Source organism: Butyricimonas sp. BSD2780061689_150309_C8 (assembly GCF_015560935.1).
GTDB classification, from domain to species: domain Bacteria; phylum Bacteroidota; class Bacteroidia; order Bacteroidales; family Marinifilaceae; genus Butyricimonas; species Butyricimonas paravirosa.
In genome coordinates, this window is the sequence record NZ_JADMSV010000030.1 from 1 (window position 1) to 20,668 (window position 20,668).

The 20,668-nt window shown below is 42.6% G+C and carries 16 protein-coding genes; 3 read left to right on the forward strand and 13 right to left on the reverse strand.

Annotated elements, in window-relative coordinates:
- The first annotated feature begins 381 nt into the window (after positions 1–381).
- Both I2I33_RS17555 and I2I33_RS17560 read left to right on the forward strand, forming a co-directional pair.
- Positions 382–1,590 carry an ATP-binding protein gene (locus tag I2I33_RS17555; protein WP_087422048.1) on the forward strand — a complete coding sequence of 403 codons (1,209 nt, stop codon included), beginning with the start codon at positions 382–384 and terminating at the stop codon, positions 1,588–1,590.
- Between the two features lie 108 nt (positions 1,591–1,698).
- Positions 1,699–3,759 carry a helix-hairpin-helix domain-containing protein gene (locus I2I33_RS17560; protein WP_087422047.1) on the forward strand — a complete coding sequence of 687 codons (2,061 nt, stop codon included), beginning with the start codon at positions 1,699–1,701 and terminating at the stop codon, positions 3,757–3,759.
- A 132-nt stretch (positions 3,760–3,891) separates the two neighbouring features.
- Here the strand turns inward: I2I33_RS17560 and hisIE are convergent, their stop codons facing one another.
- The 12 genes from hisIE to I2I33_RS17620 all read right to left on the reverse strand — a co-directional run bounded on the left by hisIE (position 3,892) and on the right by I2I33_RS17620 (position 17,136).
- Positions 3,892–4,503: a bifunctional phosphoribosyl-AMP cyclohydrolase/phosphoribosyl-ATP diphosphatase HisIE gene (hisIE, locus tag I2I33_RS17565; protein WP_087422046.1), complete on the reverse strand. Its 612-nt coding sequence runs from the start codon at positions 4,501–4,503 to the stop codon at positions 3,892–3,894.
- A gap of 13 nt (positions 4,504–4,516) precedes the next feature.
- Positions 4,517–5,272 (reverse strand): imidazole glycerol phosphate synthase subunit HisF, encoded by a 756-nt coding sequence (gene hisF / locus I2I33_RS17570; protein WP_087422045.1) that lies wholly within the window; start codon positions 5,270–5,272, stop codon positions 4,517–4,519.
- Between the two features lie 112 nt (positions 5,273–5,384).
- The gene (hisA, locus tag I2I33_RS17575) at positions 5,385–6,080 is read right to left on the reverse strand and encodes a 1-(5-phosphoribosyl)-5-[(5-phosphoribosylamino)methylideneamino]imidazole-4-carboxamide isomerase (RefSeq protein WP_087422044.1); all 696 of its coding nucleotides are present in this window, start codon (positions 6,078–6,080) and stop codon (positions 5,385–5,387) included.
- Between the two features lie 5 nt (positions 6,081–6,085).
- A complete protein-coding gene (gene hisH / locus I2I33_RS17580) occupies positions 6,086–6,670 on the reverse strand; it encodes an imidazole glycerol phosphate synthase subunit HisH (protein WP_087422043.1) in 585 nt (194 codons plus the stop codon).
- Positions 6,671–6,917: 247 nt separating this feature from the next.
- Positions 6,918–8,018 (reverse strand): bifunctional histidinol-phosphatase/imidazoleglycerol-phosphate dehydratase HisB, encoded by a 1,101-nt coding sequence (gene hisB, locus I2I33_RS17585; RefSeq protein WP_087422042.1) that lies wholly within the window; start codon positions 8,016–8,018, stop codon positions 6,918–6,920.
- Positions 8,015–9,055 carry a histidinol-phosphate transaminase gene (gene hisC / locus I2I33_RS17590; RefSeq protein ID WP_087422041.1) on the reverse strand — a complete coding sequence of 347 codons (1,041 nt, stop codon included), beginning with the start codon at positions 9,053–9,055 and terminating at the stop codon, positions 8,015–8,017. Before hisC ends, hisB begins: the two co-directional genes overlap by 4 nt.
- Positions 9,056–9,063: 8 nt before the next feature.
- Positions 9,064–10,350, reverse strand: coding sequence for a histidinol dehydrogenase (gene hisD / locus I2I33_RS17595; RefSeq protein WP_087422236.1), 1,287 nt, complete (start codon positions 10,348–10,350; stop codon positions 9,064–9,066).
- 69 nt (positions 10,351–10,419) lie between these two features.
- Entirely contained in the window at positions 10,420–11,277 is an 858-nt protein-coding gene (gene hisG / locus I2I33_RS17600) for an ATP phosphoribosyltransferase (protein ID WP_087422040.1), read from the reverse strand.
- Between the two features lie 857 nt (positions 11,278–12,134).
- Positions 12,135–13,298, reverse strand: a complete 1,164-nt coding sequence (locus I2I33_RS17605; protein WP_229128366.1) for a DUF4925 domain-containing protein — start codon at positions 13,296–13,298, stop codon at positions 12,135–12,137.
- Between the two features lie 284 nt (positions 13,299–13,582).
- Entirely contained in the window at positions 13,583–14,770 is a 1,188-nt protein-coding gene (locus I2I33_RS17610; protein WP_229128367.1) for a DUF4925 domain-containing protein, read from the reverse strand.
- Between the two features lie 195 nt (positions 14,771–14,965).
- A complete protein-coding gene (locus I2I33_RS17615; protein WP_087422037.1) occupies positions 14,966–16,048 on the reverse strand; it encodes a DUF4925 domain-containing protein in 1,083 nt (360 codons plus the stop codon).
- 134 nt (positions 16,049–16,182) lie between these two features.
- Positions 16,183–17,136, reverse strand: coding sequence for a DUF4925 domain-containing protein (locus I2I33_RS17620; RefSeq protein WP_087422036.1), 954 nt, complete (start codon positions 17,134–17,136; stop codon positions 16,183–16,185).
- 195 nt (positions 17,137–17,331) lie between these two features.
- Here I2I33_RS17620 and I2I33_RS17625 point away from each other — a divergent pair, with 195 nt between their 5' ends.
- Positions 17,332–18,231 carry an RluA family pseudouridine synthase gene (locus I2I33_RS17625; RefSeq protein ID WP_087422035.1) on the forward strand — a complete coding sequence of 300 codons (900 nt, stop codon included), beginning with the start codon at positions 17,332–17,334 and terminating at the stop codon, positions 18,229–18,231.
- A gap of 264 nt (positions 18,232–18,495) precedes the next feature.
- Here I2I33_RS17625 and I2I33_RS17630 read toward each other — a convergent pair whose 3' ends face one another.
- On the reverse strand, positions 18,496–20,505 hold the full coding sequence (locus I2I33_RS17630) for a urocanate hydratase (RefSeq protein ID WP_087422034.1): 2,010 nt from the start codon (positions 20,503–20,505) through the stop codon (positions 18,496–18,498).
- Positions 20,506–20,668: the final 163 nt, after the last annotated feature.

A 20,668-nucleotide genomic window follows, 5' to 3' on the forward strand; every position in this document is an offset into this window, starting at 1 on the left:
TTATTGCAAGGTGTTTTGCAGTTATTAAAAGGAAAACTCCATTCGTTACATTAAGAGCATAGGGCGGTGACACGCGCGAGGGAAAGATTATTTTTCTTTTCGAAAGTCTCTCGCGAATCACGAGATTTTTGAAAAGAAAAAGAAGCTGTGGGGGGAAAGAAAATCGCAATAAAAATACATTTTACCACGATTTTCTTCATTAAATAGTTGCAAGAGACTTAGAATTCAGCCCCATTTCTATTTATTGTGCAAAAGCAATCCCTAACCTCACGATCAAAAACTATAAATCATAACTTACAAACAAAACAAATCCCCCATTTTTATAAGTTATAACTTATAAATTTCCTATATTTGCCGTACATATAAATCATACCATATAAAATGAAGATTATTGATCGTCCATTATACAGCAAAAGGATAAAACCTTTTATCGGAAAAGGTATCATAAAAGTACTTACCGGTCAAAGGCGTGTAGGCAAGAGTTACATCATGCTACAACTCATGGAAGAAATCAAAACCGATCACCCAGATGCTAATGTCATATATATAAATATGGAATATGAAGAATTTCGAATGATTCATAACGATCAAGATCTTTCCCAATATTTGAAGACACAAATCAACCCGGCAAAGGACAACTATTTATTCATTGACGAGATTCAAGATATTGATCATTTCGAACATACCCTTCGTGACCTTCAAGCCAAAGACTCCTGTGATATTTTCTGCACGGGTAGCAATGCCAAAATGTTATCGGGAGAACTAGCCACCTATTTATCCGGCCGATATATAGAATTTCACATCCATAGTCTAAGCTACCCGGAATTTTTACTTTTTCACCAGCTCCCAGACGACCAGCAAAGTTTGACGAAATACCTTACTTACGGAGGATTGCCTTATCTTTCACGCTTGGAACTGAATGATGAAATGGCATTTGAATATTTGCGTAACGTGTATTCAACCATTTTATTAAAAGACGTTGTTAAGCGAGAAGGTATTCGTAACATCGATTTTCTCGAAACATTAGCCATATACACGGCCGACAATATCGGGAATCTTTTTTCCGCAAACAATATTAGCAAATACCTGAAATCGCAACGAGTAGATATTTCAACACTTCAAGTTATCAATTACCTGAAGGCTTTAAGTAACGCCTTCTTAATTCATAAAGTGGGACGAATAGAGATTAATGGCTTGAAAAAATTTGAAATTGGAGAAAAGTATTATTTCGAAGACATCGGGTTACGTAACAGTCAAATAGGCTTTGACCTACAACGTGATATTCATAAACTTATCGAAAATGCCATATATTTACATCTCTCAATCCTACAATATGAAATCTACGTGGGTCAACAGGATGGTCTTGAAATTGATTTCGTAGCTTTAAAACAAGGTAAGAAAATCTACGTACAAGCGACTTATCTCATTGTTGACGAGAAAACAAAAGAACGGGAATTTGGCAATCTATTAGCAATCCCCGATAATTACCCCAAATACGTGGTCAGCCTTAATCCCTTAAACACAGGAAGTAACATTGAAGGCATTCAACATCTACACTTGGCAGACTTTCTAAAAAAACAAGATTATTAGAAAGATTATCCAAAACATTTTATACCTTTGAAACATCGGCTATTTAGGTGTGTTCACTCATATGATTAAATTCCCGTCAACACGAATTTTAATCTGAATATTTATACCATGCGACAAATTACATATGTCGTTATCTTACTTTTCATTATCCCCTACTCCGTGTACTCACAGAGCATTCCGGATATTGAAAAACTCTTGGAAACAAATGACATCGAGTCATCGGAAGATTATTACGAAGATATGATCAACTCCCTAATCCGCCTCTCCGCACAACCGATAAACCTCAATTCAGCCGGATTCGATAGCCTGAAAATGTTATTTTTCCTTTCCGATGCGCAAATAGATAATTTACTGGACTTCCGTAAAAAACACGGGCCGTTTACTCACCCGAACGAACTTCTACTCGTCACCGGAATCAGTCAACAGGATTTATCCAACATCAAACCATTTATACGCATCGGAACATACACCCCCGAAAAGCAATCCCGTTATCACCTATCGCAAGAAATTCTCGCCCGCTTAAAAATGACCCGCCCAAAACAAGCCGGTTACAAAAAGTACAGCCGGAAAGCCTTTTTGTACGAAAAGGACTATCTCGCCAAAAAGCAAAGCCGCTTTCAAGGACCACCCGTAGGGACATTACTAAAATACAAAATATCAAACCAGCAACACTGGCAAGGGGGTCTCACGTTAGAAAACGACCCAGGAGAAAATTATTTCTCGAAAAAACAAAAAATAGGATTTGACTTTCTTTCCGTCCACGCATGCTACACCCCGGAAAAAATCATCCACCGAGTCATTGTCGGAGACTATAAATTACAATGGGGACAGGGACTACTGGCATGGAGCGGTTACTCTTCCGGAAAATCGACATCTACTCTTAGTAACGAGAAATCCGGAAATGGTATTGCTCCCTACACTTCTACCGATGAAAATCGATACTTGCGAGGTATGGCCGTCAGCCTGCACCCGACACGCACGATTACCACCGAAATCTTCGTATCTTATAAAAAAACAGACGGTAATCTCGCTGATCTCGATACCCTCTCCCCCAAAACCGTACAAACGGCCACCCTTTACGAAACAGGTTATCACCGGAACTTTTCAGAATGTAAAAAGAAACACATCCTAAAAGAATTCACCACCGGCTTATCCACCCACCTCAATCATCGGTATTTCCGCATCGGCGTCCAATTATTACACTACAACTTTTCACCCGCCCTTACCATCGGCAAAGCCGCCTACCAACAAAACAATGAAACGGGCCACCAACGTACACTCGTAAGTGTAGACTACAAAACCGGAGGTTACCATTTCTACCTATTCGGGGAAACAGCACGTAGTGACAACGGAACATGGGCAACCGTCAACGGGCTACGTTACAGTGGGATTCCCCGATTCGCCTTATGCGCCCTTTACCGCCACTATGACAAAGGCTATCACTCTCACTACAACAGCGGTTTTGCAGAATACTCCAACACAACAAACGAGGAAGGACTATACCTAGGTCTCGAAAGTACCCCTTTTCGCAGTCTGAAAATCAATGCCTATTATGATAGGTTCCGCTTTTTCTCTCCCCGTTATCAGGCAACCATCCCCGGTAATGGCCAAGAAATCGTGGGAGATGTCACGTTCAACCGCTCTCGCTGGGATTGTTCATTCCGTTTCAAACACGAGGAGAAACCGGAAGACGATAAAACCGGAGAAAACCTCCAATCCGTCTCCCGTGTAAAACAAGAATACAGGTTTCAATTTACCTATTCTATCTGCGAGCAATTAAAATCCCGAACCCGTACCAGTTATACACGTTACGTGAAAAAAGAAAAACACGAAGGTGGTTACCTGTTCTATCAAGACCTTATGTATTCCTCCCTCCAAACCAACCTAAAAGCCCAATTCCGTTTCGCTTACTTTGACACGGACAGCTACAACACCAGAATATACGCCTACGAAAACAACGTTCTCTACGGTTACTCCTTTCCCGCCCTGTACGACCGGGGTTTTCGTTCCTACTTGAATTTTAACTGGAAACCCTTCACTCTCATCACCCTCTACCTAAAAGCCGGCCTCACCTACTATCCCGACAAATCAACCATCAGCTCCTCCCTAACCCAAGTCAACGACAACAAACTATTCGACCTTTCCTTCCAAATTCGTATAAAACTCTAGCATGACCCAATTAATTTTGTGATTTACGATTGCCGATTAAGTGATTCCACCCCCACAACTATACTCTCTTCATTAATCATTAAATCAGCAATCACAGCCTCCTTTTATCTTTTAACTTTTATCTTTTAGTTTTTATCTTTTATGTTTCCCATGTCTTCCCTCCAGCACCCTCACCACATCCTCCAACCCGTACCCCTTCGCTATCAACAATACGATATAGTGATACATCAGATCGGCAGCCTCGTTCAAAAATAAATCCTCGTTATCATCCTTCGCCTCGATAACCAACTCCACAGCCTCCTCTCCCACCTTTTGAGCCACCTTATTGATTCCCTTCTCGATCAGGCGAGCCGTATAGGATATTTCCGGAGACTCATCTTTTCGTTTTTCCAAATACCGTTGCAAGTAAAACAAAAAATCCTGATCCACGTTCTCTTCTCCCCAGCACGTATCTTGTCCCGTGTGGCAAGTCGGTCCCACGGGGTTCACCTTCACCAATAATGAATCCCGATCACAATCAGCCAAAATCTCCTTCACCAGTAAAAAGTGTCCGCTTTCCTCTCCTTTTGTCCACAAACGCTGCCGGGAGCGACTAAAAAAACACACCTTACCGGAACGCTCCGTCTCGGCAAGAGACTCCCGGTTCATATACCCTTGCATCAACACCACCCGTGTATCTGCATCCTGCACGATTGCCGGAATTAACCCGGCCGCATCAAATTTTAATTCTGCAATATTTACCATTTCATTAAATATTTTATCGAACAACAATACCTTTTTCTTTCAAAAAACATTTCAACTCCGGAATCCGGATCTGCCCGAAATGAAAAACTCCAGCCGCCAGTACGGCATCCGCTTTTCCCCGAGTCAAAGCCTCATAGAAATCTTCCGGACAGCCCGCACCCCCGGATGCAATAACCGGAATATTAACCAAATCCGCCACTTGTCCCGTTGCCTCGCAGGCAAATCCTTGATGTGTCCCGTCATGATCCATCGAGGTAAACAAAATCTCCCCGGCTCCCCGTCCTTCCGCCTCCTTTACCCACGAAAAAAGCTCCCGATCGGTAGCCACCCGTCCCCCATGACTGTATACTCTCCACTTCTCACCATCCCGACAAGCATCCACCGCCACAACAATACACTGTTTTCCAAATGCCGCCGCCAACCGATCTATCAAACCCGGGTCTTTCAAAACACTGGAATTTACAGACACCTTATCTGCCCCCTTTTTCAAAAGAGCCTCAACATCCCGCTCCGATGAAATTCCCCCACCCACGGTAAAAGGTATTCGCACTTGTCGGGCCACCCGTTCCACCCACTCCAACCGTGTACCCCGGTGATCGGAGCTTGCCGTGATGTCCAAAAACACCAACTCATCCGCCCCCTCATCTGAATATCGACCGGCCAACTCCACAATATCCCCTGCATCCCTCAAATTCTCAAAATTCACCCCCTTCACCGTCCTCCCCGCCTTTACATCCAAACATGGAATAATTCTTTTTGCTAAAAACATACTTATTAATTTTAGATCCTATCGATTAAGTGATTTTAATAATTTTCGATTAAGTGATTTTAATCATCCAATCATCGAATCGGCAATCACGGAATCTTTTGCATTCTAAACTCTACATTTTAAACTTTTCATAAAAAGCCTTCCCCACGATCACGGCAGAAACACCCATCTCTTCCAGCGCCTGAATATCCACCAACGAACCTACTCCCCCGGATGCGATAAGCGTAATATCCGGATAAAGAGCTACCAGCTCCCGATACAGCTCTAAAGAAACTCCTCCCAACATCCCATCCCGGGCAATATCCGTACACATCACATTCTTCACCCCGGGTAAATAAGTTTCTATTAACTCGTGTATCGTTGTCTTCGTCTCCACCTTCCACCCCTGAATACACACATGCCCGTCTCTTACATCTGCCCCGATAATGATCCGTTCAGCCCCATATCTTTCCAGCCACTCCCGTGTCTTTTCTCTATTTTGCTGGGCCATACTCCCGATACAGACAAACGAGGCCCCCGCATCAAACACCCGACAAATATCCTCGTCACTCTTGATACCCCCGCTAAAATCAACCTCCAAACGAGTCGCCTCACAAATTCGTTCCAGAACCCGCCAATTAATTACCCGGGACTCCCTAGCCCCATCCAAATCGACAAGGTGTAAACGCCTCATTCCCATATCCTCGAAATGTCGGGCAGCCTCCACCGGATCATTATAATACGTTTTACACTCATCGTAATTGCCCCGGGTAAGTCTCACGCATTTTCCTCCTATAACATCTATTGCCGGAATAACCGTTATCTTCATTTCTCTTACATTTTTAAAAAGTTTTCAATTATCTTTTCCCCAACCCCGGCCGACTTCTCCGGGTGGAACTGACATCCCCAGAAATTCCCTTTCCGAATCGCCGCAGAAAAAGCTATCTGATAATCACACGTGGCAATGGAATACTCTCCAACAGGCACGCAATACGAATGTACGAAATACACCATCTCCCCCTCGACAACCCCGTCAAACAACCCGGATTTCAGCCCCCGAATCTCATTCCATCCCATATGAGGAACCTTACCACATCTCCCGAATTCTTCCACCCGCATCGGGAATATTCCCAACCCCTCCGTCCCCCCCTCTTCCGAATAGGCGCACATCAACTGCATCCCCAAACATATCCCCAACACGGGAACCTTCAATTCCGGAATCACCCGATCCATCCCGCTTTCTTTCAATTGTCTCATGGCCGCGGCAGCTTGCCCTACTCCCGGAAAGATCACCTTATCAGCCTCCCGTACCACCCGTGGATCAGCACTACAAACCACCTCATACCCCAACCTCTCTATCGCAACCCTCACCGAAAACAAATTTCCCGCCCCGTACTCTATAATTACTATTTTACTCATTTCAATAAAAAAATATCATAATCCAATTCTTCCGGGGCTATTCCCAAAGTCATTTTTCAAACTCCCTCCCCCCTTCGGGGTACTCCCTCTATAAACAGAGGGAGAGTTGAAATACTCCCTGTTTTCGGGAAGAATCACCAGCTCCTCCTCTGTTTATAGAGGAGGTGGCACGAAGTGACGGAGGAGTTTATTTTAATAAAATGACTTTTGGGACACCCCCTTCAATCTAAAATCACCAAATCTAAAATTAATCCATTCTCCCCTTCGTCGATGGGATCCTTCCTCCGGCCTCTTGTCGGACGGCCATCCTCAAACTACGGGCAAACGCTTTAAAAATAGCTTCTATCACGTGATGCGTGTTCTCACCTTTCGCAGCCACGTGCAAATTACATTTAGCCCCTTGACAAAACGAGGCAAAAAAATGCTTGGTCATCTCCGTGGGAAAATCTCCCACGTACTCCCGGTTAAACACGACATTCCACTCCAACCAACTCCGCCCTCCCAAATCCAGCAACACCTCTGCCCTCGCCTCATCCATCGGCAAAGCAAAACCATATCGTCCGATCCCTTTCTTACCTCCTAATGCCTCCGAGAAACATTGTCCCAACACGATAGCCGTGTCTTCGATCGTGTGATGTTCATCCACCTGTAAATCCCCCTCCACGGAAACCACCAAATCCATTTCCCCGTGCCGGACAATCTGTTCCAGCATGTGATCAAAAAAAGCAATTCCCGTCTTCACCTCGCCCTGCCCCGTTCCATTCAAATCTAACGCAATCCGAACCGCCGTTTCTGCCGTTTTCCTCACTTGCACCGCCTGTCGACTTCCCTGTTTCAGAAAACGCACGACCTTTCTCCAAGAATCCGTGGTTAAAACAATAGGTAAACACTCCATCTCCTCTTTTCCCAACAATATCCCCCGAATCCCCATATTAGCCGCTAACTGCATATCCGTCAACCGATCGCCAATCACGTAAGAGTTCTCCCGATCCAACAATTCATTCAAATACTTTTCGACCATACCGATCCCCGGTTTCCTCCGGGGAGAACCATCCCCCGGCATACTCCCATCAATCAGTATCTCGTCAAAAACAATTCCCTCGCCTGCCAACGTCTTCAACATAAATTTATGTGGCGGCAAAAAAGTATCCATCGGAAACCGTTCAGTCCCCAAACCATCCTGATTACTCACCATAACCAACCTATAATCCGTCTCCCGAACAATCTCCCGTAAGGCTCCAATAACCCCCGGAACAAAGGCCAGTTTCTCCATACTATCCACTTGGTAATCAACCGGTGGCTCCTGTATAATCGTACCGTCACGATCTATAAATAATATCTTCTTCATAAATCACCGAATTTCTTTAATCGCTCGATCAACAAATCATTCTCTTCCCGTGTCCCGATGGTTATCCGTAACCCGCAACTCAACCGGGGCGGGATATGCCGTACCCGAACAATAACGCCACCTTTCACCAAATATTCATACAACTCCCGAAAACGCTCACAACGAATCAACACGAAGTTGGCCTCCGAATCACAGACAACCTCCAACCAAGATAAATTCCGCAAGAAACCGATAACCCTTTTTCTTTCCCGCTTGATCGCCTCCACCTTCTCCCAAAAATCAGCCTCATTCCGCAAGACATCCAAAGCCCGCCGTTGAGTCAATGAACCGATATTATAAGGCGGTTTCACTTTGTTTAAATAAATCACCAGTTCCGGGTCCGCCATACAAATTCCTACCCGTAACCCGGCAAGCCCCCAAGCCTTGGACAGAGTTTGTAACACGACAACATTCCGGCAATCCTCCTGCAAAACAACAGCCGACGGCATATCGGTAAAATCGATATATGCCTCGTCTACCACGACAATTCCATCAAAATGAGACGCCACTTCCCGAATACGTTCTAAAGGAATTACGTTCCCCACCGGATTATTCGGTGTACAAAAGAAAATCATTTTCGTAAACCGATCCACGCTATCAAACAACGTGTTCCACTCCGGCTGGAACTCCCCGTCCAACTCCAAACGCCTCACCTCCACGTCATTCACTAGTCCACTTACCTCGTACATCGAATAGCCCGGTGAAAAAACGAGCATATTATCCCGTCGGGGCGTACAAACCGTCCGGATCAACATATCGATCAACTCGTCACTCCCATTTCCCAGTACCAACCGGGAAACCTCCACCCCCTTCAATCTACCGATCTCTCGCTTCAATTCCCGCTGAAACGGATCTGGATAACGATTATATTCTGACGCGAACGGGTTCTCGTTTGCATCCAGCAAGGTCACATTCGTCCCCTCGAATTCCGCACGAGCGCAGGAATACGCTTGTAACCCCTTTACATTCTCCCTTACCATATCTCCAAATTCCTTCATCCTAAATTCTAAATTTTAGATTCTACATTCCTAACCCTTACCGCATTCCTGTGTGCCTCCAACTTCTCGTTATCCGCCATTATCTCGATCGTTTTTCCCAAATAAGCCAAACCTTCCGGCATAATCTCTTGGAAAGTTATCTTTTTCATAAAGGCATCCATGTTCACCCCGCTATACGCACGGGCATACCCGTTCGTGGGTAAGGTGTGATTCGTCCCCGACGCATAATCTCCCGCACTTTCCGGGGAATAGTGTCCCAAGAAGACAGAACCCGCATTCCGAATTTCCGGCACCCAATCCAGATAATCCTTCACGCACAACATCAAATGCTCCGGGGCATAGCAATTCACCAGCTCCACGCACTCTTCCCGGGAACGCAAAACAATATATTTAGAATTTCTCAGTGCCACCTCTGCAATTGCCTTCCGAGGAATCCGATTCAATTGTTTGTTCAACTCTTCTTCTACACGATCAATCAATGATTCATCGCAAGTCACCAGAAACACCTGACTATCCGGCCCGTGTTCCGCCTGCGACAACAAATCTGCCGCCACGAATGTCGCCCGTGCCGATTCATCTGCCACCACCATCAACTCCGAAGGTCCCGCAGGCATATCTATTGCCACACCATAACGCCCGACCCATTGTTTTGCCGCCATCACGAAACGATTTCCCGGTCCAAAAATCTTATCCACCCGCCCCACGCTCTTCGTCCCTAACGCCAATGCAGCAATCGCTTGAATCCCTCCCACTTTAAAAACACGGGTTACTCCACATAACCGGGCCGTCCACAAAATAGCCGGATTCACCCGTCCATCCCTTCCCGGTGGTGTACAGATCACCACCTCCCGGCACCCGGCCAACTTCGCCGGAACCGCCAACATCAATACGGTTGAAAACAGGGGAGCGCTCCCACCCGGAACATACAATCCCACCCGATCTATCGCCCGACCTTCCTGCCAGCATCGGAATCCCCGTTCATTCACGTATTCACACTTTCCGGGAATCTGTACCTTGTGAAACTCCTCGATATTCCCTTTTGCAACTTGTATTACCTCCTTCAACTCCGCATCCACTTCCCTCTCTGCCTCTTGAAACTCATTCTCCGTCACCTCGAAACATTCTAGCTTTACCCGATCAAAATACCACGTGTACTTCTTCAATGCCTCGTCTCCATCCCTCTTCACCTCATCAAACACCGCTTTACACACTTTGTCCAAATCTTCTCCACGATTCTCCGGACGCTCCAATATTTTCATCCATTTTTCCTTCCCAGGATATAATATCTTATTCATAATCATAAATTAATCTATTCATAAAACCTGTAACCTGTCAACCTGTAACTTACAACTTGCCGCAGGCAATCACTCTATCATCTTTTCAATTGGTACCACCAAAATCCCTTCCGCACCCGCCGCTTTCAACGCCCCGATAGACTCCCAAAACTTATTCTCGTTCACCACCGAATGTAGAGAAAACCATCCTTTCATTTCCAACGGCATAATTGTCGGGCTTTTCACTCCCGGAAGTATATCGCAAATCTCTTGTAATTTCTCTTCGGGAGCATTCAACAGGATATACTTATTACACTTGGCAGCCAACACCGCCTTCATTCTGAATATCAATTGTTCCACCAACTGTAGTTTCTCTTCATCCAACTTCGGGTTAGCCACCAAAACAGCCGTAGACTTAAACAACGTGTAGACCTCCGTCAACCCGTTCTTAAAAAGTGTACTCCCGGAACTCACGATGTCACAAATCGCATCAGCTAATCCGATACCGGGAGCGATCTCCACCGACCCCGTGATCACGTGCGTCTCTGCCTGAATCTTATTTTGTACTAAAAAATCATTCAATGTGTTGGGATAGGAAGTAGCAATCCGTTTTCCCTGCAACCAATCTAACCCGGTAAATTCCTCCGATTTAGGAATAGCAATAGAAACCCGGCAACCCGAAAAACCTAAATCCAACAAATTCAATACATTTGCCCTTTTCTCGATCACCGTGTTCTCCCCGATAATCGCCACGTCAACAATTCCATCCTCCACGTAATGAGGAATATCCGAATTTCGTAAATACAACACCTCCAACGGAAAATTAGAGGCTTGTGCCATTAACTGATCTTTTCCGTTATTAATACAAATCCCACACTCTTTCAACAATTCGAGCGCGTCCTCGTTCAATCGACCTGATTTTTGAATCGCAACTTTTAATTTCACCATTTCTATCTGATTTTATCGTCGCACTGAATCCGGGAAGGCACCTATGGTATCGAAAAAAACAAAACGAGCCCGCCTGAATCCAGGCGAGCTCGTTTATACTTTTTATTTCTAATTATAGCACAACAGCATCATCTCACCTGAATACAGTGATGGCAATGATGATGCATATGATGTAATGTACTATTCATATTTTGTCTTTTTCGTTCTGCAAATGTATAAAAGGAATTTGATTATCCAAATACTTTGTACAATTTTTACTAATACAAAGTCAACCAGTAAGTACAAAATTTGCACTTACTTAATATTACTGCAACTTAGCTAAGTTAACGTGAGTTCGATATAAAAACAAATTTATATCCCTGAATAATAGAAACATAACATTACACGAAAGAAGAAACCGTTGCGAGGACGCACTCCAATGTTTCAATGTAGCGTGTCCTCCCCCTGTGCAAGGGGGAGTTAGAGGGGGTAGCAGGAAAGATAAAAACCCAAAGTTAAAAGATGACACATCACCTATTTCGGCACTTCCAAGACGGCGGAATCCATCTCTTCGAAATAATCACATCATCTCGTGCAAGAAACTAAAAAACACCGATATATTCCCATTTTTACACGATCTTTTTCCTAACGGATGGGGCAAATATGCTTTATTATATCGAACTCACCTTAATCTATCACGTCTTTCCTTTTTACAAGGAAAGAATGAATAATTTCAAAAAAAGCACATCCAAAACAAAACGAGCCCGCCAGAATCTAGGCAAGCTCGTTTATAATATTTAATCCAAATTACAGCATAAACAATATTATCTCATCTAAATCCAATAAAATAATACTGATCTATGTAATGTTCCTCAAAATTATCTTGCAAATTTCATCACAGTATTCCCAAACATTTTTGAGAAAGATTGCGAATTTACAGCAGGAACCTCTACATAAGGAACTAAATTCAATCCTAATTCCACTTTATCTGCCGTTGTAATTAAATAAGATATATCATCCAAAAATTTAACTACATATTCTGCTTTTATTTCACCGACAATGATATTTACAGGTTCCATATCTGCAACCAAACCTTTAACTATAGGCATAAATTGCATAAAAGGAACCATCATATCCTTATCAACATAAGCTCTCAACAAACCCTCTTCTATTTGTAATTTTAATGGAATTCCATTGCTAAGCATTTCTTCTATATTAAAAGAACTTTCTGTACTTCTCCCCAATAAAGAAGTAATGTCTATTACCAAATAAATTTGTCCATTTACAACATTATAACGAACCATCCCCTCTTCTAAAACCAAAGGTTCATCAGAATCTTCATTTATTCCCTTATAAGTTGCAATTAAACTTCCGTTCTCTTTCAACTCAATACTATATAAATATTGAGGCAGCAACATCTTTACAATATTTTGTACAAATGGAACAAATCCATTTCCATTTGCATCATCAATACTTAATACAAAAGGAGTATTATAAATTGGATTATTATTTTCATCATATTCTCCCCCAAACAACATTACTGGTAATGTAACCGTTTCTACTGTACTTGTAGATAGTTCAAAATGTAATGGTGATAAACTAACTTCATCAGAAACATTATCAAGCTCAGATATACCTCCTAACATCCATTTCCCCACAACTTTTGAAGTCACCTTAAAATTGGTATTTAAACTCAATACGCCTGATTTCACAGAACCTTCTACAGACACAGTTCGATCATCGTTTTTATTCTCACCAATAAAAGTATAATCATCACCTGACAACTCTTCAACAACTAAATTTGTCAATTCTAAAACAGGTTCCCCAGGAATCAAAGCATTTAATGTCAGCGTTGCATTTTTCTTGTTCTTTGAATTAAAGGAAACCGACATTCCAGAAAATTCTTTTCCATTCAATTTTAGAGCTAATTTATCCCCACTAAAATCTGCCGAGTAATTTTTAAAGGGATCTTTGTCATCATCACTACAGCTGGCAAAGAAAGCCAACCCTAAAATCATTAAAAATAAAAACTTGTTTTTCATCATAATTAAATTACCGATTATTTATAACCTTCTTCTTGAATTTTGATTTCAATTACATAACAAAAATTAAGCCAAAAATATTAAAACAAGTACAAATTGGCCTCTCAAAGGTGTTTTTTAACATTCGAAAAGAAAGTGAAAAACATAATAATCAGCAAATCAATCACTAAATAACCAATAAAACGAACTTGACTAATGCTGTCAAGTTCGTTTTATTAGTTATATCACAACTACATTATCTTCTCAAAAACAATATCAACAACTATATAGTGATATGGTATCCATTATTTTTCAAATTGGATAACTGTTTTTTCAATAGCTTCCGATAATGACAACGATGCTTGAGGTTGGTATTCTTCCACATAAGGAACTAAATCCAATCCTAATTCCATACTTCTAGCTGTCGTCACCAATACCACTATATCATCAATAAATTTTTGTAAGGAAGTAGAGGTAATTACTAAAGTTCCAAAAAGAGGTATCGTCTCCATATTTTCAACCATTCCTTTCAAGACACTAGCATATGCCATAAATGGCATCATCATATCTTTATCAACGGAAACAATTAATTTACTATCATTCACGTCTAATTTTAGCGGAATTCCTATTGTAAGCATCGTCATAAGAGCATCATTCGTGTTGTCACTTCTTCCATTAAAAGAATTCATATCGACCAAAGAAGCAATATCTATCAACAAATAAATTTGTCCATCTTTCACATTATAACGCACCAACCCCTCTTCTGTCACTAATAGCTGTGAATCTTCTTCAGCATCATTGGATAGATTTAGTGGTATATAAGTGGCTACCAGATTCCCATTTTCCTTTAATTCAATAGATTTTAATAAATTAGGAATCATCATCCCAAAAATCGTTTTTGCAAGAGTTGGAAAGCCAGGATTTATAGAACCATCTTCCTCAATTTGATCTTTCATAGGAAGTGAATAAGAAAAATTAGGGTCATCTTCTATCACTAAAGGAAATGTTAACGACTCTACATCTGTATCAATATTCAATACTAATGGAGAATATTCCCATTCATAAGTGTTTTCATTCATTTTAGGTTCAGTCATATGCCATTTTCCAACAACTTTAGAAGTTACCTTAAAACTGGTATTCAAATTCAACACACCAGACTTCACAGAACCTTCTACTGACACGATCCGATCATCATTCTTGTTCTCACCTGCAAAAGTATAATCATTCCCAGTCAACTCCTCAACAGCCAAATTCTTTACCTCTAAAGCTGATTCTCCGGGAATCAATCCATTCAACGTAAGTGTCGCATTTTTCTTATTTATTGAATTAAAGGAAACAGATGTACCGGAAAACTCTTTACCATTCAATTTGAGAGCTAATTTATCCCCACTATAATCTGCCGAATAATTTTTGAAGGGATCCTTGTCATCATCACTACAACTAGCAAAAAATGCCCATCCCAAAATCATTAAAAATAAAAACTTGTTTTTCATCATACTTAAATTACCGATTGTTTATAACCTTCTTGTTAAATTTTAATTTACTTTATATAACAAAAATCAAGCCATATTGGTTAATTTTCAAATTATAATATTTTCAATATACTCATTTTAACATTTTTCCCTAATCCTCTTACAAAAAATCCGAGAGACAAGCCTCTCGGATCATTCAACAAATCTACTCTCAAACTACTCGGCTCCCTTGAATTGCAATCCCACCTGCATCTCTGTTGTTGCTTCTAACGCCCCCGGTAAATTCTCTAAGATTGTTTTAACGGGTACAGCAACCGTTTTAGTCAAAATGGGAATATCAATTGTCATATCTTCTGGGATTAAAGTTTCAAGCATGGGAAGAAGAGTTCCTAATTGCTTGATCAACACTTCATCCACATAAACATACAACTCATCTTTAGCATCTTCTCCCACCGTCTTTTTAAAATGAACAGGAATTCCATTTGTCAAAAGTTGTTCAAGAGCCACAAGCATCTGATCTGTTCCTGTTGCACGTCCTTCTTGATCAATTCCCACTTGTCTCATGATCATATCCATGTTCAAGAATACATAACAAATATCATCTTTTACACGATATTGAACCAAATTCAACGGAGAACTCTGCCAATTCGCCACTGGTTCTGTGATTTCTTCCGTGCTTTCCGCCGCATTATAAGTTGCCACGATATTTCCATCATTTCTAAAAGACACATCCTGCAAATAGCTTTTCAACATTTGCGCTAACATAGAAGGAGCGAACAATGTCACTAACCCTGTCTGGACCTTTTGTTTTCCAAATATCCCACCTAAATCAACTTCAAACAACACGTAATTGGTAGGTTTCCACACCATATTTACAGTTGAAAAATTCCACTTCTTCATCAAATCGTTCTGTACAAACGCCACATCAACCTTCACGGTTAACTTCCCTTTTTCAATAGATCCTTCCAACGTCACTTTCCGTACAGCATCTTCATTCACAGAGGAAAAAGTATAGATTCCGCTACTAGAAACCAATGGAACACTAGAAAATACGGTTTCACTCTCTCCCGGGACAACCCCTTGCAACTTCAAGGTTGCACTCTTTCCATCCACAGAATTAAAATCAACAGATTTCCCGATAAATACAGCGTTACTATACTTCAAATCTAACACCCGATCCGTACTCGTTGTAGAATAAATCCCGTTAAAATCTTTCGGCGTGTCTTTATTGTCACTATCGCTACAACTAGCAAAAAATACAATTCCTAAAACCATTAATAATAAAAACTTGTTCTTCATAACATTTCATTTAACTATTTATAATAACTCCACTCTACCTATATAAAGAATATTCCATATAAATCATTTTCCACAAAAAGAGAGTCACATCACCATATGCAACATAACTCTCTAAATCGTCTTGTACAATATTGCTATTCAGCGGTTTTCTTTTGCGTCAACACCAATCCCAGTTCCGCCGTTTTCCCTTCCTGGATAATCGGTCCCAAATCCGTGATAAATCCAGCGTAACTCTGGAATTCTTCAGGCATAACCTCTCCCAACATAGGAAGCAAAGACATAAATGGTAATAACGTCTCCCGGGTCATATAGACATCCATTGTCTCTTTTTCCGTATCTTTCGTGACCTCAAAAGGAATACCCTGTTCCAGCACGACCATGATCTCTGTCAATGGATCAGAAGTACTACGCCCGATATCCTCCACGATACCTGCAATATTTGCAGAGATATACAACTTTCCTCCCACCAAATTATAAAAGGCCATGCCTTTAGGAGACGTTGCATATTGCGGATTCGCCATATCACTATTGTAAGAGGCTGTGATATTGCCATCACTCGTGAATGTTATATCCTTTAGAAAGGTGGGTAACATCCATCCAAATATACCATTCACAAACCCTATCACGTTCTCCGGAGCGACCTCGGTCTCACCGTATTTCACCTTTTCCTTATCTGTCGTGAAAGTAAAATGTGTGGCCATAATGCCTGCATCCAGATTTCCTACCGCCCAAGTTCCCTCAATATCCGTGGCCTTATTCTTTACCGCAAGAGTCAGGTTCATTTTTCCTCCTTCAATTTTCCCGGAAACCTTCACTTCCCGGAAATCATTACTGCTCGTACCTTCCACTACATTTCCCGTGATCGTCACGGGAATCGCCAATGCCGGTTCTCCCGGAATCACGTTACCCAAGGTTAGCGTGTTACCTGATAAAGCGACACTCTTTCCACTCAATACCATCCCGTCCCTTGACAACTCCAATCCCGAATCTTTATATGTCCCGTCATAATTCGGGTCCTTGTCATCATCGCTGCAAGCGGAAAAAAACACGACTCCTAAAATCAACAGTAATAATAATTTGTTACTCATAATCGATCATTTGTTGGTTAATAATATTTGGAATAAATTCCTAAATATTAATTTACAGCAAAGTGTAAGCCCAAGTTCCAATAAATCGCCTCTAATTCCGCAACACACCCCAATAACAAGTGTCTATTTTCGCATAAACCCGCGAATTACGTCCTTACTTTTATTACCTTTGTCCCCAATTAAACAAATAAACCCATGAGACCCCAGAATTCACCCCGTGCCAAAGCCCCGCGTAGCCGTAGTTTCGAAGTACAAGAAGAAAACACGTTAATGCCTTTCCTGTTACAAGCTTTACATGACCAAAGCAGGACAGCCGTGAAATCATTCCTCGCCCACAAACTCGTGCAAGTGAACAACCGTGTCACCACACAATTCGACACGCCACTCAAACCCGGGGACACGGTAACCGTCGGGATGAACAAAAATGCGGCTCCTTTCCATCACCCCATGCTCAACATCCTGCATGAGGACGAACACCTGATTGTCGTGGAAAAGGCAAGCGGGTTACTCTCCATGGGAACAGAGCGGGATAAAACCAAAACAGCCTATTATATACTGAACAACTACGTGAAAAACAAAGATTCCCGGAACCATATCTTTATCCTGCATCGCCTAGACAAAGAAACCTCCGGTGTCATGATGTTTGCCAAAAACAAAAAAGTTCAAGAAATCCTACAAAAAAACTGGAACGAAATGATCCGAGAACGGAAATATGTCGCCGTCATCGAGGGATGCCCGCAACCGGAACAAGGACAGGTGAAATCCTACATCAGCGAGAACAAAGCTCTGATCGTCCACTCCACCTCTTCACAAGACGGGAAATTGGCCATCACGAACTACACGACCTTAAAATCGAACCGGCAATTCTCACTCGTGGAACTTGAATTGGAAACCGGACGCAAAAACCAAATTAGGGTACATATGCAGGAAATCGGACACCCCGTTACCGGAGACCCCAAATACGGGGCCACGAAAAACCCCTTGCACCGCTTGGCCTTACACGCTTTCAAGCTCACTTTTATCCATCCCGTCACGGGAAAAGAAATGAAATTCGAGACCCCCGTTCCCACGAAATTCACGACCCTGTTCAAGTAACTCGCTCCGTACACTCACCGGAATCGTAAGCGTGTCTCGTTAATATATTGATTCTATTTCAAAATAAAATCAAGTACATATTCACGCCTCCGGCACGTCAACTTTCCGTTGACTTCCGGTTAACTTCCCGTTGACTTCCCGTTGACTTACTAACGAGACCACGGCACAACTACAATGCAAGTAATACTCTTTACCCTAGAAGAAGAGGAATAAAAAACGGGGAACACTCCTAAAAGCACTCCCCGCACATCAAAAATATTTTATTTAAAACAATGACTCGATCAACTGGTCATCGGCAAAATTCGGTAACGTCACCTTCAAATTCGGGTTTGCTTCCATGGCACGTTTAATGGCAAAAACAGCCCCCTCGTTACGAGCCCAGCTACGACGGGAGATTCCATTATTCACGTCCCAGAATAACATATTCTTCAAACGTCTGTCGCTATCGGCAGAACCGTCAAGCATCATTCCGAAACCACCGTTAATAACTTCTCCCCAACCTACGCCACCACCATTGTGGATAGATACCCAAGTCGCACCGCGGAAAGAATCCCCGATCACGTTCTGGATAGCCATATCAGCCGTGAAACGAGATCCGTCATATATATTTGAAGTCTCTCGATAAGGAGAATCCGTACCGGAAACGTCATGATGATCACGTCCTAAAATCACAGGAGCAGAAATTTCCCCGACAGCGATAGCCTTGTTAAACGCCTCGGCAATCTTAATACGACCTTCAGCATCGGCATACAAGATCCGGGCTTGCGACCCAACGACCAGGTGATTCTCCATAGCAGCCTTGATCCAACGGATATTATCATCCATCTGTTGTTGAATCTCTTTCGGAGAATGTGTCTTGATTTCCTCTAACACGCGAGCTGCAATCTCATCCGTCTTCGCCAAATCCTTCGGGTCACCACTGGAACATACCCAACGGAACGGACCAAAACCGTAGTCAAAACACATCGGTCCCATAATGTCCTGCACGTATGACGGGTATTTGAAATCACCGTTCGGTTTCATGATGTCAGCACCCGCACGGGAGGACTCCAATAGGAATGCGTTACCGTAATCAAAGAAATAAGTATTGAAACGTGCCACGCACTTGTTAATAGCAGCCACGTGACGACGCAAAGATTCTTGTACCTTTTGCTTGAATAACTCCGGCTCCTCGGCCATCATCCGCTTGGACTCCTCGAAACTCACGCCCACGGGATAGTAACCACCGGCCCACGGGTTATGCAATGACGTCTGGTCTGATCCCAGTTCAACAGGCACATCACCCTCCGCGAAACGTTCCCACACGTCCACCACGTTCCCCTGGTAAGCAATGGAAACAGTCTCTTTCTTCTCACGAGCCACTTTCACCCGTTCCACCAGTTTATCCAAATCATCAATCACCTCATCCACCCATCCTTGAGAGTGACGGGTATGCGTGGCTTTCGGGTTAATCTCGGCTGTAATACTGATACATCCGGCAATATTCCCGGCTTTCGGCTGCGCACCCGACATACCACCTAATCCCGCGGTGATAAACAATTTTCCGGCTAATCCTTCTCCATGTTTGGAAATCTTACGCCCGGCATTCAACACGGTAATCGTGGTTCCGTGAACAATTCCCTGCGGACCGATATACATGAACGAGCCTGCAGTCATCTGCCCGTACTGGGAAACACCCAAAGCGTTAAAACGTTCCCAGTCATCCGGTTTGGAATAATTCGGGATTACCATACCGTTCGTAACCACTACACGCGGAGCATCCTTATGCGACGGGAACAATCCCATCGGGTGACCGGAATATAATACCAACGTCTGCTCGTCGGTCATTTCCGACAAATACTTCATTGCCAGACGATACTGAGCCCAGTTCTGGAACACCGCCCCGTTTCCCCCGTAAGTAATCAATTCGTGAGGATGTTGAGCCACGGCATAATCCAGATTATTATTCATCATCAGCATGATACCCGCCGCTTGCAGGCTCTTGTGAGGATAATCATTGATATTATGAGCATACATCTTGTAATCCGGACGGAAACGATACATGTAAATACGCCCGTATTTCTCCAACTCCTCGGCAAACTCCGGGGCCAACACGGCATGGTGTTTCGGGTCAAAATAACGTAAAGCGTTACGTATCGCCAGTTTCTTTTCTTCTTTCGTCAGGATGTCTTTCCTTTTAGGGGCATGGTTAATCTCCGGCTCGTAAGCCTTCGGAGCCGGCAACTCTGCCGGAATCCCTTCCCTAATTGATTGTTGAAATTCTTGTAATGTCATTATATTATCTTTTACTTCATTTTATTATTGCCATTCCCCACGAATCAACTAATAATCATTAATTTAGTCTCTACTTTCCCCTCTTTTAGTTTTTAACTTTTAGTTTTTAACTCACCAATCGGCTGGCTAAATTAATATTTTCAAATGAAAAAAACACTATTTT